We start from the raw sequence: 14,468 nt of genomic DNA on the forward strand, positions 1-14,468 counted from the left end.
ATGCTGGCATGGCTCAACGGTAGAGCAGCTGACTTGTAATCAGCAGGTTGTAGGTTCGATTCCTATTGCCAGCTCCATTATATGGCTCCTTGGTCAAGCGGTCAAGACACCACCCTTTCACGGTGGTAACAGGGGTTCGATTCCCCTAGGAGTCACCATTCATGGAAGCATAGCTCAGCTGGGAGAGCATCTGCCTTACAAGCAGAGGGTCACAGGTTCGATCCCTGTTGTTTCCACCATAAATTTTGGCTCAGTAGCTCAGTTGGTTAGAGTGCCGGCCTGTCACGCCGGAGGTCGAGGGTTCGAGCCCCTTCTGAGTCGCCACTTTAAGTGATAAGAAATATATAATATGTGCTGGCATGGCTCAACGGTAGAGCAGCTGACTTGTAATCAGCAGGTTGTAGGTTCGATTCCTATTGCCAGCTCCAGAAGCTTTGGAATATTTTCCAAAGCTTTTTGTTTTGCAAAAAAATATTTTTGTAAGATAGATAAAAAATAAAAGAAGATAGGAATTTACTATTCCTATCTTCTTTTTAAGTTTAATTGAATTCTTATGTCTTCAGCGTAAAACTTATATAACTTAAAATTACCAAGTAATCTAGAAGAAATTCTTTCCGTATATGTTTTTCTAATATCAAATAGAGTTAAATTTGTTGATATTAGCATTTTCTTCTTCTTTAATAATTTTTTATTTAATAGATTAAAAAATTCAGTAGCTGAAAAATCAGTTATTTGCTCTGCACCTAAGTCATCTATAATTAATAAATCACAGTTAATTAAAAAATTTTCTAATTCCATATTACCATTAAATCGTATATCCCTTAGGTTTTTAATTAACTCATCTATAGTCCTGTAAACAACTAAATATCCTTCATCAAGAAGCTCCTTAGCTACACAGCAGCTTAAAAAAGTTTTTCCAGTTCCAGAATCACCATAAAATAGTATATTATCATTAGTATTATTAAAATTATGAATAAAATCTCCTTTTAAATATTGAATAATATTTTCAATATTTTTTCTAGGTGTAAATTTATCATCACTTATTTTATGATTAGAAAATAAAGAAATATCAAGAGCATTAAAGTTAATTTCTTTTAAGGTATCTTCTAAATCAGAGTCTTTATAGTATAATTCTATTAACTTTTTTTTATAACAAGAGCATTTGTTAATTCCAATATACCCTTCATCTTTACATTTTGGACATCTATAATGAAGACTTAAATATTCTTGACTATATCCTCTAGAGACTAAAGCTTCACATTTTTTAAATCTTAAATCTGTTATTTCTTCTTTAATTTTCTTTAAAGAATTCTCATCTAAGCCCTTTAATATAGACAAAGATAAATTTAAAGACTTCTTTTGAATTAAATTATCTAGCTGTAAAATCTCAGGATATTTTTCTTCTATTTCTTTTCGTCTATTATTTAAATTTTTTTGTTCCTCAATCTTTATATTTTCATATATTGAAGTTAAATCTTTTTCATATCCTTTAATCATCATTATCCCATCCTAACAGTTTCTTTTCTAAAGAATCATAATCATAGTCACGGCCTTTAAAATTATCAAATCTTAATTTAGGCTTGTTAAAATTATTTGAATTAGAATTAGCATAATTTTTCTTTGAAGATAGATTCTTATAAGAGACCTCTTTTTCTTCGATCTGCTTTAGGCTTCTTAAGTTATCTTTGTTCCAACTTGATAATATTCCATCTATATATTTAAAATCCGCTCTATTTAGCCTTTGAAAACAAATATCACAAGCTTTTTTTATTATATCTAATGAAAAACCATAATTTGTAGTCCATTTTTCTAACATATCTTCCTGAGGCTTCATTATATCTGTATTTCTAATTCCTAAAAATTTAAGTATTTCTCTGTAGGTTCCCCATTTATCTTCTGTTTTTCTTATATAATTTTGTGCATCATCAATAGTTTTTATTTTCATTTCGTTCCATGCTAGTGCTACTTTTTCTATATATCTATGGTTAGTTTTACCCTTAGAAACACAAAATTCAATTATTAGAAGGATTAATTCAGAAGAAAAATTAAAATCTTTTTTCCATCCTATATAAGTTGTAAACTCGCTAGGGGATAGAGGTCTACCCAGTAGTCTTTCTATATCCTTCAACATACCATTATTAGTTTCATCTGAAAGTTCTGCTAATAAGTTAATTTCACTTTTATCAACATTATTATCAGAAGATAGATCTATAAATTCTATATCAAAGTTTCCCATTTTATCAATTGGGATTAGCCTTATAACACCTTCATCATTCCAATAATTAAGTGCATTTATTATATCAGACTCTAATAGATTTAATGATGTAGCTAATATTGAGGCATTAACTCCAATTTCACCAGTAAAATTATATTTAAGCATTAAAAGATATACTTTAATAAATTCTCCTCGAGCTTTAGGCATATATTTTTCAATAAATATATTACTTATAGGAGTAAATTTTAAAGGCTTTGATTTAAGCATGAAAGTGCTCATAATTACAACCACCTTTCTAACAGTAATATTGCAATAACATAATTATAACAAAGAGGAGTAATAGGCTCAACAAAACTATAGAATATATAAAAAGAATATTATTTCTAAAACTGGGAAAACTAATAGATGTGTTGCTTAACATTATTAAAATGAAAGGAGATTTTATGGATATAAAAGGAGACTCGATAAAGGTAGCTAAAAAGGCTACATTATCAATATTTGTTATAGGGCTTATTTTAAATATTAGTTTTACTAAGGTAAAGGCTCAAACAGATGAAAGCTTCAGCAATATAAATCTGAACAAGCAAACATATTCTATATCAAATAAAGTATCAAGTGGAAATAATATACTTGATAATCTAATTGTGGCTTTAACAGGAAGAATAAACGGATATGAAGTAAGGTTAGATGATAAGATTATAGGATATACTTCAATAGAGAATGATATTAGTAATATAACAAATTTAGTTTTGGAAAAATATATAAGCGAAAAGAAGATTAAAGGAAGTTCAATAGTATCTTTTCAAATAAATGGAGATATAAAACTACAAGAAAATAAATTTGATGTAGCTTTATTACAAACAAATGAAGAACTGACTAGTGCTATATATGATTTATCAAAAGAAAATTCAAGTAACTTAAAGCTAAGTATAAAATATGTAAATGAAGATAATATAAAAATACAACCTAACACAATAATAATACCAAGTGATTCTATGTATTTAGGAGAAACAAAGGTTGAAGATGGAGAAGTAGGTCTGAAAAAGCAAGTAAAAGAAGTTACATATGAAAATGATAAACTTATAAGCACTAAAATAGTTAAGGAGGAAAAGATAAAAGAAGCAATAAGCAAAAAAGTTTATAGAGGAACTAAAAATCCATATAATTATGGAATCGCTTTTTTAAAAAGTCCAACTAGAGGAGGAGATATGACATCCGGATATGGCGAGAGATGGAACTCTTTCCATAAAGGAATAGATATTGCAGGGAACACAGGAGATGATGTTTTAGTTGCAATGGATGGGGAAGTTATATATGCTCAATATAATGATGGTGGCTATGGTAATTTAATAATGGTTAAGCACGAAGATAATATGATTACATATTATGGACACTTAGATGGATTTTATGTTAAGGTAGGAGATAAAGTTAAAAAGGGAGCTGTAATTGGAGCAATAGGAAACACTGGATTTAGCACTGGACCGCATTTACATTTTGAACTTAGAGTAAATAATGATCCAGTAGATCCAACTAATTATATAGTTCAATAAAATATATATTAAAGAGATATAAAATGAAAGGTGCTTTTATTAGTACCTTTCATTTTATTATAGAGTTAATATTTATTTTACCATCGCCTTGACAGTTTCTAGGAATATCTAGTAACTCACATGATACCTTTAAAAGAGATGATATATCTTTGGGGGTTAAATCCGGATTGCTTTCATAAATTAAAGCACATACGCCTGATACATAAGCTGCAGCTAGAGAAGTACCACTAAAGGTTTTATATGAACTATCTAGCTTTGAAGGATATAACTTAATTCCATCTCTTTCAGAAATATAACTGGTATTAGAGTTTAAAGAAACTATATCAACGCAGGCAGCGCATAAATTAGGTTTTGAGTCCTTTTTTAATGTACCAACTGATGAATAAGTATAAGGTTTAATTTTTGATGTAGAGTCATAACCTGAAACGGTTATACAATCATTGCATAAAGCAATTCCTGTAATTGACCCTTCTAAATTTTTATTACTACCACTTGGGACTATACAAGTTATGTTTTTACTATTTGCTGATGATACCATTAAATTGAAACACTTTTGGAAAAATACATTATAATGTAATAATTCAAATGGTAAACATAAGATTTTTATATTATGCTTTTCATTTTCTTCAATAATCATCTCTATTGCATTAAGTACATCAGATATAAACCCCTTTCCACTTTTATCAAAGGCTTTATAGCAATGAATATTACATTCAGGAGCAATTCCACTATACATTCCATTGGATTTTCCTCCGCTTCCAGCAATTATTCCGGCGGTACAAGTTCCATGTCCATTATCATCATAAGGATATTTTAATCCATTTATTAAATCTATAAATGTAATTATTCTATTATAAGGAGTAATTAAATCAGGATGGGGATAAACGCCAGTATCTATAATTGCAACACTAACATTTTTACCTTTAACTTTGGTTTTACTAGATATTCTAATTTTATTTGCAGTACTAACGCTCATACCACATAAAGAGAAGTATTCGTCAAAGCAAATATAATCAACCTCTGGATATTCTAGTAATCTTTGAATACCATTAGAATTTAGTCTGGCACATATTAATTGACAATGCTTTATATTACTTATAAATTCACCTTTATAAGAGGGAATTTTTTTTATTAAGCTATCATGAAATTTTTTATATTTAATAAGTACTCTATAATTATTATAGGGTTTTGATAACATACAATTTTTTAAGTTTGAATCTAATTTTTTATTAAGTGAAAACATACTATACTCCTAAAATTGATCACAATATATAGTATATTAAAAGTATGATTTTTGTTAATAGTATAATTTCCTAAAGAGTAAAAAAGAAGAGAGCTTACACTCTCCACTTAAATATAATAATTCCTAATATCATTATAGCTATTCCAATAAACTCTCTAAGATGAAAAGATATTTTTTCAACACCAAATAAACCAAAAGCATCAACAGCTCCAGCAGAAGCAAGTTGTGCAACTAAAATTATAGCAATACCACATGTAGCACCCATTGCGCCAATACTTCTCATAACAGTAAAAATAATTATTACGCCAAGGACTCCACCTAGTAAATAGATTTTATTTACATCTTTTACATTCTTGAAACTTCCTTTGCCAAAAAACATTACAATAATTAATGTTACAATAAGTGCGGTTCCTTGTACTATAACGTTTGTTTCCCAGGTTCCAACTTTTTCTTCTAATTTAGTATTAAAAACACCTTGAAGTGTCATAGATATCCCCGAGATTATTGCATATAAAATTGCTAACATATAAAATCACCTCTAGGATAGTATTACACTTATTATAAAGAAATATTAAAAAACCTCCTAGAAATCTAGAAGGTTTTTTATTATCTACTAATAAATGATTCTTTAATTTTAGATTCTGAATAGCCTAAAGTAATTCCTAGACTTATAAAATCTTCAATAAGAGTCATGTAATGATCATCAGAAGGTGATATTATTAAGTCATTTAAATCTATAAAAAGATTTAAAAATTGATCACTTAAGCAATAATCATTTGGCTTTATAACAACTTCCTTAATATGATCATAGTGCCTATCAATTCCAATATTAATGATATGGGCAAAGCAATCTAAGTATTTTTTGAACAATACTGATTTATTTATTGGATTATCATTGTCTATCCAATATTTATAACACTTAGTTTCATCAGCTAATGAGCTAAGTTTTGTATGTAGTTCTAGATGTTTTCTAGCCCAAATTTTATATTCACTTAGAGTACTATCAATAATGATTTGTTTGTTTTTTTCTCTTTGTGATTCAAAGAAAGCTATAATTTCCATAAATATCCCCCTGTTTTTAAGGATTTACTATAATATATTTTACAAAAAGATTTCATAAATGAAAAGTGTGGTAAACGAATACAAAAAAATAAATTTTTTATATATTATGAAAATATAAAAAAGTGCTTAAAAAATTAAGCACTTTTCAATATTAAAGATATAAATTCTTTTTTAAAGGATAACTTTTTACTAAGGTTTCTCTTTTATTAGTAGAAAATTTCCATATTTCAATTCTATCAACTTTAAGAGTTTCACAATTAGATTTAAAGTTAACTTCACCATCAAACTTTTTCATATCTTTTGGAATATAATTAAGACTAGCTAAGGATATATGCATTGATGGCTCACTACTATAATTTTGTGTGTTAAATCCATATAGCTTTAAGGTATCGCTCATTAGTCTAGTAAGTCTTTTTATATACCCAACATCCTCTATTCTCATATTTAGAGTTTTGTTAGTTTCTGAAATTGAAACTTCAGTAGATAATTGAACCTTAAAATTCTTATAAGGCTTCACTATTTTATCTATAACAACATCTAATTTCTCTATATTAGGATTTTCAATTACTTCTAAAGGAATATATGGTGTTGGAGAGCTCCTATTAGCTCTAAATCTTTTAGAAAGATTTTTTTGAATAGGATTTAAATTTTTATAAGATTCATCATCAAATAATGCTACTAAGTAATATTTCATAGATTTAGCCTCTCATATTAAATTAATTTATATGTATTTAAAATTACATATAAACGTTTTTATAAATTATAACATATTACAAAAAATTAAAAAAGATATATAAAGAAAAGTTTGAATATTATAGAGGTAGTAAAAAAGGTTATTAAAAAAGAGTTTTGGAAGAAAAAACTCTATTTCCTTAAATTATTTTTATGTTATAATGAGTATTGTAAGTTTTTAAGAAAACTAAATTATTACAGAATAATGATGGATAATAGTTGAAATATTAGGAAAGATTAATAGATATATATAAATTATGATAAGGGTGAAATGGATGGAAAAGTTAGTTATAAATGGAGGAAAAGTTTTAAATGGTTCGGTTGATATAAATGGTGCTAAAAATTCAGCTGTAGCTATATTACCAGCAGCAATAATGGCTAGTGAAGGAAAGTGTTTAATAGATAATGTACCAGATATAGAAGATGTTCATTGTCTTGAAAGAATTTTAGTTAGCCTTGGATGCTCAGTAAACAAAATAGATAATAACACTTTAGAAATAGATGCAAGTGATGTAATAAGTGTAGAGGCATGTACTGATGATGTAAGAAGAATGAGAGCATCATATTATTTTATAGGAGCTTTATTATCAAGATTTAAAAAAGCAAGAGTAGAACTTCCAGGGGGATGCCCTATAGGAGTTAGACCAATAGACCAACATATAAAAGGATTTGAAGCATTAGGTGCAAAAGTAAGTATAGAGCATGGAGCTGTTACTGTAGAAGCTGAACACTTACATGGAGCAAATATATTCTTTGATGTTGTTACGGTTGGAGCAACTATAAATGTTATGATAGCAGCGACTTTGGCAGAAGGAACAACTATACTTGAAAATGTTGCAAAAGAACCTCATGTAGTAGACGTTGCAAACTTCTTAAACTCTATGGGTGCAGATATAAAAGGTGCAGGAACGGATGTAATTAGAGTAAAGGGTGTTGAAAAGTTATCAGGATGCAATTATAGTGTTATACCAGATCAAATAGAAGCAGGGACTTTTATGATTGCAGCAGCGGCAACAAAAGGTGATGTTACTATAAAAAATGTTATACCAAAGCACTTAGAATCAATTGCAGCAAAACTTACTGAAATGGGAGCAATAGTTGAAGAGGGCGATGATAGTGTTAGGGTTTATGTTGAAGGAGATTTAAAGGGAGTTAATGTAAAAACAGCTCCATATCCAGGGTTTCCAACAGATGTACAGCAACCAATGTCAGCTTTATTAAGTGTTGTTCCAGGAAAAAGTTTAATAGCTGAAAGTATTTGGGAAAGTAGACATAAGCATATAGATGAATTAAAGAAAATGGGTGCGACTATAAAGGTAGAAGGTAGAACTGCTATAGTAGAGGGAATTGATAAATTAGTAGGATCTAAAGTTATAGCGACAGATCTAAGAGCTGGAGCTGCTATGGTTATAGCAGGATTAATTGCAGAAGGTGTAACCGAAATATTAGAAATAGAGCATATAGATAGAGGATATCCGCATATTGAAAATAAATTTACTGCTTTAGGAGCAGATATAGTAAGAGTAGTAGAATAGTATCTACGTGAGGGATGGAAAAATGAAGTTTTGCTCATTATATAGTGGGAGCAGTGGCAATAGCATGTTTATAGCTTCGGAAAATGCTAAGATATTAATAGATGCGGGGTTACCAGGAAAAAAAATAGATGATGCCTTAAAGAGTATAGGAGAAAATCCTAATGAGATAGATGGAATATTTGTAACTCATGAGCACTCAGATCACATAAAAGGAATAGGTGTATTATCACGTAAATATGATATTCCTATATATAGCAATGCAGATACGTGGGCGGTTATGGAAGGGAATATAGGAAAAATAAAAGAACATAATATAAGGATAATGGATAGAAGATCTACCTTATCAATAAAGGATTTAGATGTAATATCATTCAATATACCTCATGATGCAGCTGCACCAGTTGGATACACTATGCATTCTAAAGGGAAAAAAATTAGTGTTACAACGGACTTTGGAATATATACAGAAGAAATAAGAGAGAATATAAGAGACTCAGAAATTATTTTGTTAGAAAGTAATCATGATGTAAATATGTTGAAATTTGGGCCATATCCATATAACTTAAAAAGAAGAATATTAAGCGAAGTTGGTCATTTATCTAATGAGGATTGTGGCAAAGCAATTGTTGATCTAGTTAGATATAAATTACATAAAAAGATAATATTAGGTCATTTAAGTGGAACTAATAATCATCCTGATTTAGCTTTACAAACAGTTAATTCAGTACTTTATGAAAATAATATAGTCCAGCAAGAAGATATTTTCTTAACTATGGCAAGCAGGCATGCTCCAAGCAACTTAATAGAAATTTAGTTATAAGGAAGAAGATGAATTATAATGGATAGTAAAAAAATATATGCATGTGAAGTTCATATTGATGATGCAATGGATGATTTAATTAATTACGAAGAAACATTTCCTATTATAGAAGAATTAAAAGGGAATAAGTGTAGTTATTGCAATGAAGAAGCATCTTATATTGTTAAGACTAATGAATAAAAATTTATTATAATTAATATAAAAAACCGTTTAAGAAGGAGAATGAGATATGAGTTTATATAAGCAATGGACAGATATGGTAGTTGAATATGTTAAGACAAAAGGGGAACAAGCTTTTTGGGATGAGTATATGGAAATAGAAAAAGCCTTATACAAAGAGTTATTAGCAAAGCATAAGGAGAAGTTTACTTTTACAATAGATGAACTAGCTAATAATAATAATACAACTCCAGAATTTATTATGGGATTTATTGATGGAATAAATGATAGTCTAAAAAATACACTTGATTTAGAAGCTGTAACAGCTACTGATGAAATATCATTAGAAGTAGATTTGGAAAATTTATACTTTAATATGTTAGATGCCAAGGCAGAATATCTATACACATTACCACAATGGGAAGGAATATTCTCACCAGAAAAGAGAAAAGAAATTCAAAAGAGATATAGAGACTCTGCTATGGTAAGAAATGATAACAAAATAGGAAGAAATGACCCTTGCACATGTGGAAGTGGAAAAAAATATAAGAAGTGTTGTGGAAAATAATTTTACAAGGACCTATTAAATATAGGTCTTTTTTTATTCTTTAGGAAATCATATTTCTAATTTAATTGTAGATAATTTAATCACTTTCTTTAATTAAAGCTTATGGGCCTAAAGAATAAAAAATAGAATATAGTGCGCGTGCAAGATTTTCCTCAGGCAAGCTTCGCAAATGCACATGCGCTAAAAAAAGTCGACGGCTCCACAGTTGCCTTGGCGACTTTTTTATTACAAAAATGAAAGGTTAATGTAATTGTTATAAATATGAGTTTATGAATAAAGCATATATAATTTATTTAAAGTAAATTTTAAGGAGAGTAATAATATGAAAAAAGCAATAGGAATTGTTATTTTTATACTAATTTTAAGTGGTGTTTTATTATTGATAAATTCTAATAAGTTAATTACATTAGGCTCAACAAAGTATTATATTAAAACAGTAAATGAATATGAGGATATAACAACTGATCCAAGATACAAAACATATGAATATAAAATAAATGGGTACGATAAGAATGGCAACGAAAAGCTAGTTACATTTACAGCAAATAAAGTTTTAAAGAGTGACAGATATCTAATGATATATGTAAAAGATGATAAAGCAAAAAGCTATGAAGAGGTAGAAACTAGCAAGTTGCCAACAAAGGTAAAAGAAATATATAATGAAAAATAAAAGTGAGTAATTTAATTATTCACTTTTATTAATATATTTAAAATTTATAAGAAAAAGTTTTATATTTACAAAAGCTTTTAAAGTCAAAGTTAATTTATTATAATAAGACTATTATATAATTAATGGAGGAGCTTATATGGATAGTAATCTTAATTTGGTTAATGAGCAAAGGATAATTAAAACAATAGAAGCATTAAAATCTAATAATATGAATGGTTATTTAGTAAAAACAAAGGAAGAGTTAATATCAAAAATAGAGGAATTAGTTCCGGATAAATCTACAGTATCTTGCGGAGGATCTATGTCCTTATTTGAGTATGGAGTTATAGATCACTTAAGAAGTGGAAGGTATAAATTCTTAGATAGATATGAAGAGGGATTAACTCAAGAAAAAATCACACAAATATTTAAAGAAAGCTTTTTTGCAGATGCATATTTTGCTAGCAGTAATGCGGTAACAGAGGATGGAAAATTATATAATGTTGATGGTAATGGAAATAGAGTTGCAGCTATGCTATATGGTCCAGAAAAAGTTATTCTTTTAGTTGGAGTAAATAAGATAGTTAAGAATATAGATGAAGCTATTAAAAGAATTAGAGAAGTGGCAGCACCAGCGAATGCTAAGCGATTAAATAAACATACTCCATGTGCTAAAGTCGGATATTGTATGGATTGTAAGAGCAAAGAAAAAATATGTAGAGAGTTTACTGTTATTGCAAGCCAAAGTAAAAAAGATAGGATTCATGTAATTTTTATAAACGATAATATAGGTTATTAGATTAATTAAGCTAGTAAATTTGTAGAACACTTGAATTTACTAGCTATTTTTTGTGTCAAAAATTCTTATATAAAATAATTATATTATATAAGAATTTATAAGGCAGGAGATAAAAAATGTTTGAAATGTTCCCTTTTTTAATAAATAATATGATGAGTGGGATGTTTAGTGGAAGCATGAATAATAACAATAATAATATTGATTACAATCAGAAAAGTTTTAGTAGTGGAAATGATATAATTAGTATATTTGGTGGAACATTTAATAGTGTATTTAATCAGGTTTTCACAACATTAATCACAAATGAAGAGCTAATGAATAATATAGTAGATACAGTTTTAAATAGTGATGTTGTAGGTTCTGTTCTGGATAGCATTGAAGATGAATCAAACTTAGACTTTATAGATTATGGTGATAGATATCTAATAGAAGGAAAGCTAATAGGAATAAATAAGAAGGATATAGATATAGACTATGAAGAGGATCATATAACAATTAAAGTTAAAAAAAATCAAGTTTTTAGTAATGAAAATTCAATGGTTGCAGTTTTTCAAGAGGGATCAAGTTTTCAAAAGAGTTTCTATGTACCAAATATAGAATCAAATAGAATAAAGGCTGTATATAACGCTGACGTACTTAGAATATATTTAAAGAAAAGGCCTCTAGTTGAAAAAGGAACAACAATAATTGATGTAGATAACTTTACAAATGCAGATAGCTTCATAGAAGTAGGTAATTTTAATGAGATATCTGATAAGGATAAATCTACTGAATTATATAATCAAAGATATATAGAATAAAGCAATATAACTTAGAACATATGAGGAGAGAATAATATGAATATAACAATAATTTCTGTAGGAAAACTAAAAGAAAAATATTTAAAGCAAGCAATAGATGAATACTCTAAAAGGTTAAGTAGATACTGTAAACTAGAGATAATAGAACTTCCAGACGAGAAAACTCCAGACAATGCATCAGAAAAAGAAGAACTACAAATAAAAGATAAAGAAGGAGATCTTATATTATCAAAAATAAAAGATAATATGTTTGTGGTGGCAATGGACTTAAAAGGAGAAAACTTAACATCAGAGAAGTTTGCAGGTTTCATAGAGAACTGTGGAGTGATGGGTAATTCTAATATAGCATTTATAATTGGGGGAAGTTTGGGATTATCACAAAGTGTTATTAAAAGAGCAAATTACAAGCTTTGTTTTTCAAAAATGACTTTCCCCCATCAACTATTTAGAGTTATGCTTTTAGAGCAAATTTATAGAGCATTTAGGATAATGAAGAATGAGCCATATCATAAGTAAATGAAAAAATTAGCCTTAACCACTGAAACTAATTGGTTAAGGCTGCTTTTACAAGTTGAAACACTATATCATAAGTGAAAATATAATGTCAGTAGATGTTGTAGAATTTAATGCAGGAATAGAATCATTAAATTCTTAAATTTAACTTATAGATTTAGCGCATAGTTTGACTAATATAAAAAAACTTTTACAAGATATGGGAGAACAATTTCTCTAAGAAAAAGTGATAATCTTACAAGGATGGAGCACTTTTTTTGTTTACTTTTAACCTTTATATCGATACCAATAAATTTTTCATTCTATATAATTTAATACAATATCTGTATAAAAAACATACCACTTACAAAGAATAACTAACCACTTACTGTTGTTATATTTACAAGGGGAAAAACAGTTAATATAATAGAAAATATGGGGAGTGGAAATATGAAAATACGAATTGAAGTAGATAATAAAATTAAAGAGAATGAAGTTATTATTAGATGCAGTGAACTAAGTGAAGATGTTAAAAATATTCAAATTATGCTTGACGATATGTTGTCATACAAAAAACAGATAACTTTTTACAGAGGTGATACTGAGTATTATCTTTCCTTGGAAGAAGTCTTGTTTTTTGAAACTGAGGAAAATGGAATTTGTGCACATACCATTGAGAATATATATAATGTGAAGTATAAGCTTTATGAACTTGAAGAATTTTTACCAGGATACTTTATGAGAGTTTCAAAATCAACAATTCTAAATACAAATCATATTTACTCCATAACACGTAGCATATCATCATCAAGTAAGGTTGAATTTCAAAATACTCATAAACAGGTGTATGTTTCAAGATATTATTATAAACCATTAAAAATTAAATTATTAGAAAAGAGGAAATGAGATGAAAAAAGAGAGAATTTTTTGGGGACTCGCACTTATATTAGTAGGAGTTTTCTTGATTATAAGTAAGCTTGGATACTTTCCTGATGTAAATGTATTTAGTTTACTGTTAACAGTTTTTTTAGTAGTAGTTATTGTGAAAAGTTTTATTCGTATTAACTTTGCAGGTATTTTGTTCCCTATTGCATTTCTTTGTATAATATATGATAAACAGTTAGGGATTACAAATATTACACCTTGGACTGTATTGATTGCAGCACTACTTGGTAGTATTGGTCTTTCTATGATTTTTCATAAGCCTACTAAATGGATTAACACAAAATATAATTGTGAAGATTATAAATTTGAGAAGATTGATGTAGAAGACGAAAGTCATGTTAGATTTAAAAATTCATTTGGTGCTACTGTAAAATATATAAATACAGATAATTTTGAGCAAGCAGATTTTAATTGTTCTTTTGGAGGTATGAAATTGTATTTTGATAATGCAATTATGCGTAAGGGTAATGCTATAGCTAGAATTAACGCTTCTTTTTCAGGAATAGAATTATATGTACCAAAAACTTGGAATATTGATGATAGAACTAATGTATTTTTAGGCGGTATTAGTGAAAAAAATAAAAATGATAAAATAACAACAAATACTTTAACATTAGTTGGTGATATTAATTTCTCAGGAGTAGAAATAATTTATGTATAATTAAAAATAAAGAAAAGAGAAAACCCTCACTAGCAAGTGATATGGAGAATAGTATTATAAATAAATGAGGAAAGTAGCCTTAACCATTGATATTATTTGGTTAAGGCTATTTCTTATTATGAGGAACAAGGATTAATAAAGTCTAAAAAGAATAGCGATGAATATAGGGAATAGAATTTATAATTAATTATGCAAATAATAGAATAAAATTGATAACAACATATTCTTTTAATTTATT

General features: G+C 28.0%; 17 protein-coding genes and 5 tRNA genes. 16 read left to right on the forward strand and 6 right to left on the reverse strand.

The window, feature by feature from the left end; all coding sequences use genetic code 11:
- Positions 1–2 precede the first annotated feature (2 nt).
- The 5 genes from ACYUEX_RS16340 (at position 3) to ACYUEX_RS16360 (ending at position 428) form a co-directional block, all read left to right on the forward strand.
- Positions 3–77: transfer RNA gene (locus ACYUEX_RS16340), tRNA-Thr, on the forward strand.
- A 6-nt stretch (positions 78–83) separates the two neighbouring features.
- Positions 84–158 (forward strand) — tRNA-Glu (locus tag ACYUEX_RS16345).
- Positions 159–163: 5 nt separating this feature from the next.
- A tRNA-Val gene (locus ACYUEX_RS16350) sits at positions 164–239 on the forward strand.
- A gap of 8 nt (positions 240–247) precedes the next feature.
- Positions 248–324: transfer RNA gene (locus tag ACYUEX_RS16355), tRNA-Asp, on the forward strand.
- A gap of 29 nt (positions 325–353) precedes the next feature.
- A tRNA-Thr gene (locus ACYUEX_RS16360) sits at positions 354–428 on the forward strand.
- A gap of 94 nt (positions 429–522) precedes the next feature.
- On the opposite strand, the gene ACYUEX_RS16365 is transcribed toward ACYUEX_RS16360, so the two are convergent.
- Both ACYUEX_RS16365 and ACYUEX_RS16370 read right to left on the reverse strand, forming a co-directional pair.
- Positions 523–1,497 (reverse strand): ATP-binding protein, encoded by a 975-nt coding sequence (locus ACYUEX_RS16365; protein ID WP_411170641.1) that lies wholly within the window; start codon positions 1,495–1,497, stop codon positions 523–525.
- Entirely contained in the window at positions 1,490–2,494 is a 1,005-nt protein-coding gene (locus ACYUEX_RS16370; protein ID WP_411169296.1) for a DnaD domain protein, read from the reverse strand. Before ACYUEX_RS16370 ends, ACYUEX_RS16365 begins: the two co-directional genes overlap by 8 nt.
- A gap of 164 nt (positions 2,495–2,658) precedes the next feature.
- Here ACYUEX_RS16370 and ACYUEX_RS16375 point away from each other — a divergent pair, with 164 nt between their 5' ends.
- Positions 2,659–3,765: a peptidoglycan DD-metalloendopeptidase family protein gene (locus tag ACYUEX_RS16375; protein ID WP_460289110.1), complete on the forward strand. Its 1,107-nt coding sequence runs from the start codon at positions 2,659–2,661 to the stop codon at positions 3,763–3,765.
- A 49-nt stretch (positions 3,766–3,814) separates the two neighbouring features.
- Here ACYUEX_RS16375 and ACYUEX_RS16380 read toward each other — a convergent pair whose 3' ends face one another.
- From ACYUEX_RS16380 to ACYUEX_RS16395, 4 genes are all read right to left on the reverse strand, one after another.
- Positions 3,815–5,008 (reverse strand): S8 family serine peptidase, encoded by a 1,194-nt coding sequence (locus ACYUEX_RS16380; RefSeq protein WP_460289111.1) that lies wholly within the window; start codon positions 5,006–5,008, stop codon positions 3,815–3,817.
- 94 nt (positions 5,009–5,102) lie between these two features.
- On the reverse strand, positions 5,103–5,534 hold the full coding sequence (locus ACYUEX_RS16385; RefSeq protein WP_460289112.1) for a DMT family transporter: 432 nt from the start codon (positions 5,532–5,534) through the stop codon (positions 5,103–5,105).
- Positions 5,535–5,614: 80 nt separating this feature from the next.
- Positions 5,615–6,070, reverse strand: a complete 456-nt coding sequence (locus tag ACYUEX_RS16390) for a dUTP diphosphatase (protein WP_460289113.1) — start codon at positions 6,068–6,070, stop codon at positions 5,615–5,617.
- A 151-nt stretch (positions 6,071–6,221) separates the two neighbouring features.
- Positions 6,222–6,764: a hypothetical protein gene (locus ACYUEX_RS16395; RefSeq protein ID WP_411169292.1), complete on the reverse strand. Its 543-nt coding sequence runs from the start codon at positions 6,762–6,764 to the stop codon at positions 6,222–6,224.
- Between the two features lie 313 nt (positions 6,765–7,077).
- Between ACYUEX_RS16395 and ACYUEX_RS16400 the strand changes: the two genes are divergently transcribed.
- From ACYUEX_RS16400 to ACYUEX_RS16445, 10 genes are all read left to right on the forward strand, one after another.
- On the forward strand, positions 7,078–8,337 hold the full coding sequence (locus tag ACYUEX_RS16400) for a UDP-N-acetylglucosamine 1-carboxyvinyltransferase (RefSeq protein WP_411169291.1): 1,260 nt from the start codon (positions 7,078–7,080) through the stop codon (positions 8,335–8,337).
- 22 nt (positions 8,338–8,359) lie between these two features.
- On the forward strand, positions 8,360–9,151 hold the full coding sequence (locus ACYUEX_RS16405) for an MBL fold metallo-hydrolase (RefSeq protein ID WP_460289114.1): 792 nt from the start codon (positions 8,360–8,362) through the stop codon (positions 9,149–9,151).
- A 24-nt stretch (positions 9,152–9,175) separates the two neighbouring features.
- Positions 9,176–9,337 (forward strand): CxxH/CxxC protein, encoded by a 162-nt coding sequence (locus ACYUEX_RS16410; RefSeq protein ID WP_411169289.1) that lies wholly within the window; start codon positions 9,176–9,178, stop codon positions 9,335–9,337.
- 49 nt (positions 9,338–9,386) lie between these two features.
- A complete protein-coding gene (locus tag ACYUEX_RS16415) occupies positions 9,387–9,884 on the forward strand; it encodes an SEC-C metal-binding domain-containing protein (RefSeq protein ID WP_460289115.1) in 498 nt (165 codons plus the stop codon).
- 322 nt (positions 9,885–10,206) lie between these two features.
- Positions 10,207–10,554 (forward strand): YxeA family protein, encoded by a 348-nt coding sequence (locus tag ACYUEX_RS16420; protein WP_460289116.1) that lies wholly within the window; start codon positions 10,207–10,209, stop codon positions 10,552–10,554.
- 136 nt (positions 10,555–10,690) lie between these two features.
- Positions 10,691–11,332: a lactate utilization protein gene (locus tag ACYUEX_RS16425; RefSeq protein WP_460289117.1), complete on the forward strand. Its 642-nt coding sequence runs from the start codon at positions 10,691–10,693 to the stop codon at positions 11,330–11,332.
- Positions 11,333–11,448: 116 nt separating this feature from the next.
- Positions 11,449–12,132 carry an Hsp20 family protein gene (locus ACYUEX_RS16430; protein WP_460289118.1) on the forward strand — a complete coding sequence of 228 codons (684 nt, stop codon included), beginning with the start codon at positions 11,449–11,451 and terminating at the stop codon, positions 12,130–12,132.
- Between the two features lie 36 nt (positions 12,133–12,168).
- Positions 12,169–12,648 (forward strand): 23S rRNA (pseudouridine(1915)-N(3))-methyltransferase RlmH, encoded by a 480-nt coding sequence (rlmH, locus tag ACYUEX_RS16435; protein WP_411169284.1) that lies wholly within the window; start codon positions 12,169–12,171, stop codon positions 12,646–12,648.
- A 426-nt stretch (positions 12,649–13,074) separates the two neighbouring features.
- Complete coding sequence (locus ACYUEX_RS16440; RefSeq protein WP_460289119.1) at positions 13,075–13,530, forward strand: LytTR family DNA-binding domain-containing protein; 456 nt, start codon at positions 13,075–13,077, stop codon at positions 13,528–13,530.
- A 1-nt stretch (position 13,531) separates the two neighbouring features.
- The gene (locus tag ACYUEX_RS16445) at positions 13,532–14,230 is read left to right on the forward strand and encodes a LiaF transmembrane domain-containing protein (protein ID WP_460289120.1); all 699 of its coding nucleotides are present in this window, start codon (positions 13,532–13,534) and stop codon (positions 14,228–14,230) included.
- Positions 14,231–14,468: the final 238 nt, after the last annotated feature.

This window comes from Clostridium sp. CTA-7, from assembly GCF_054768095.1.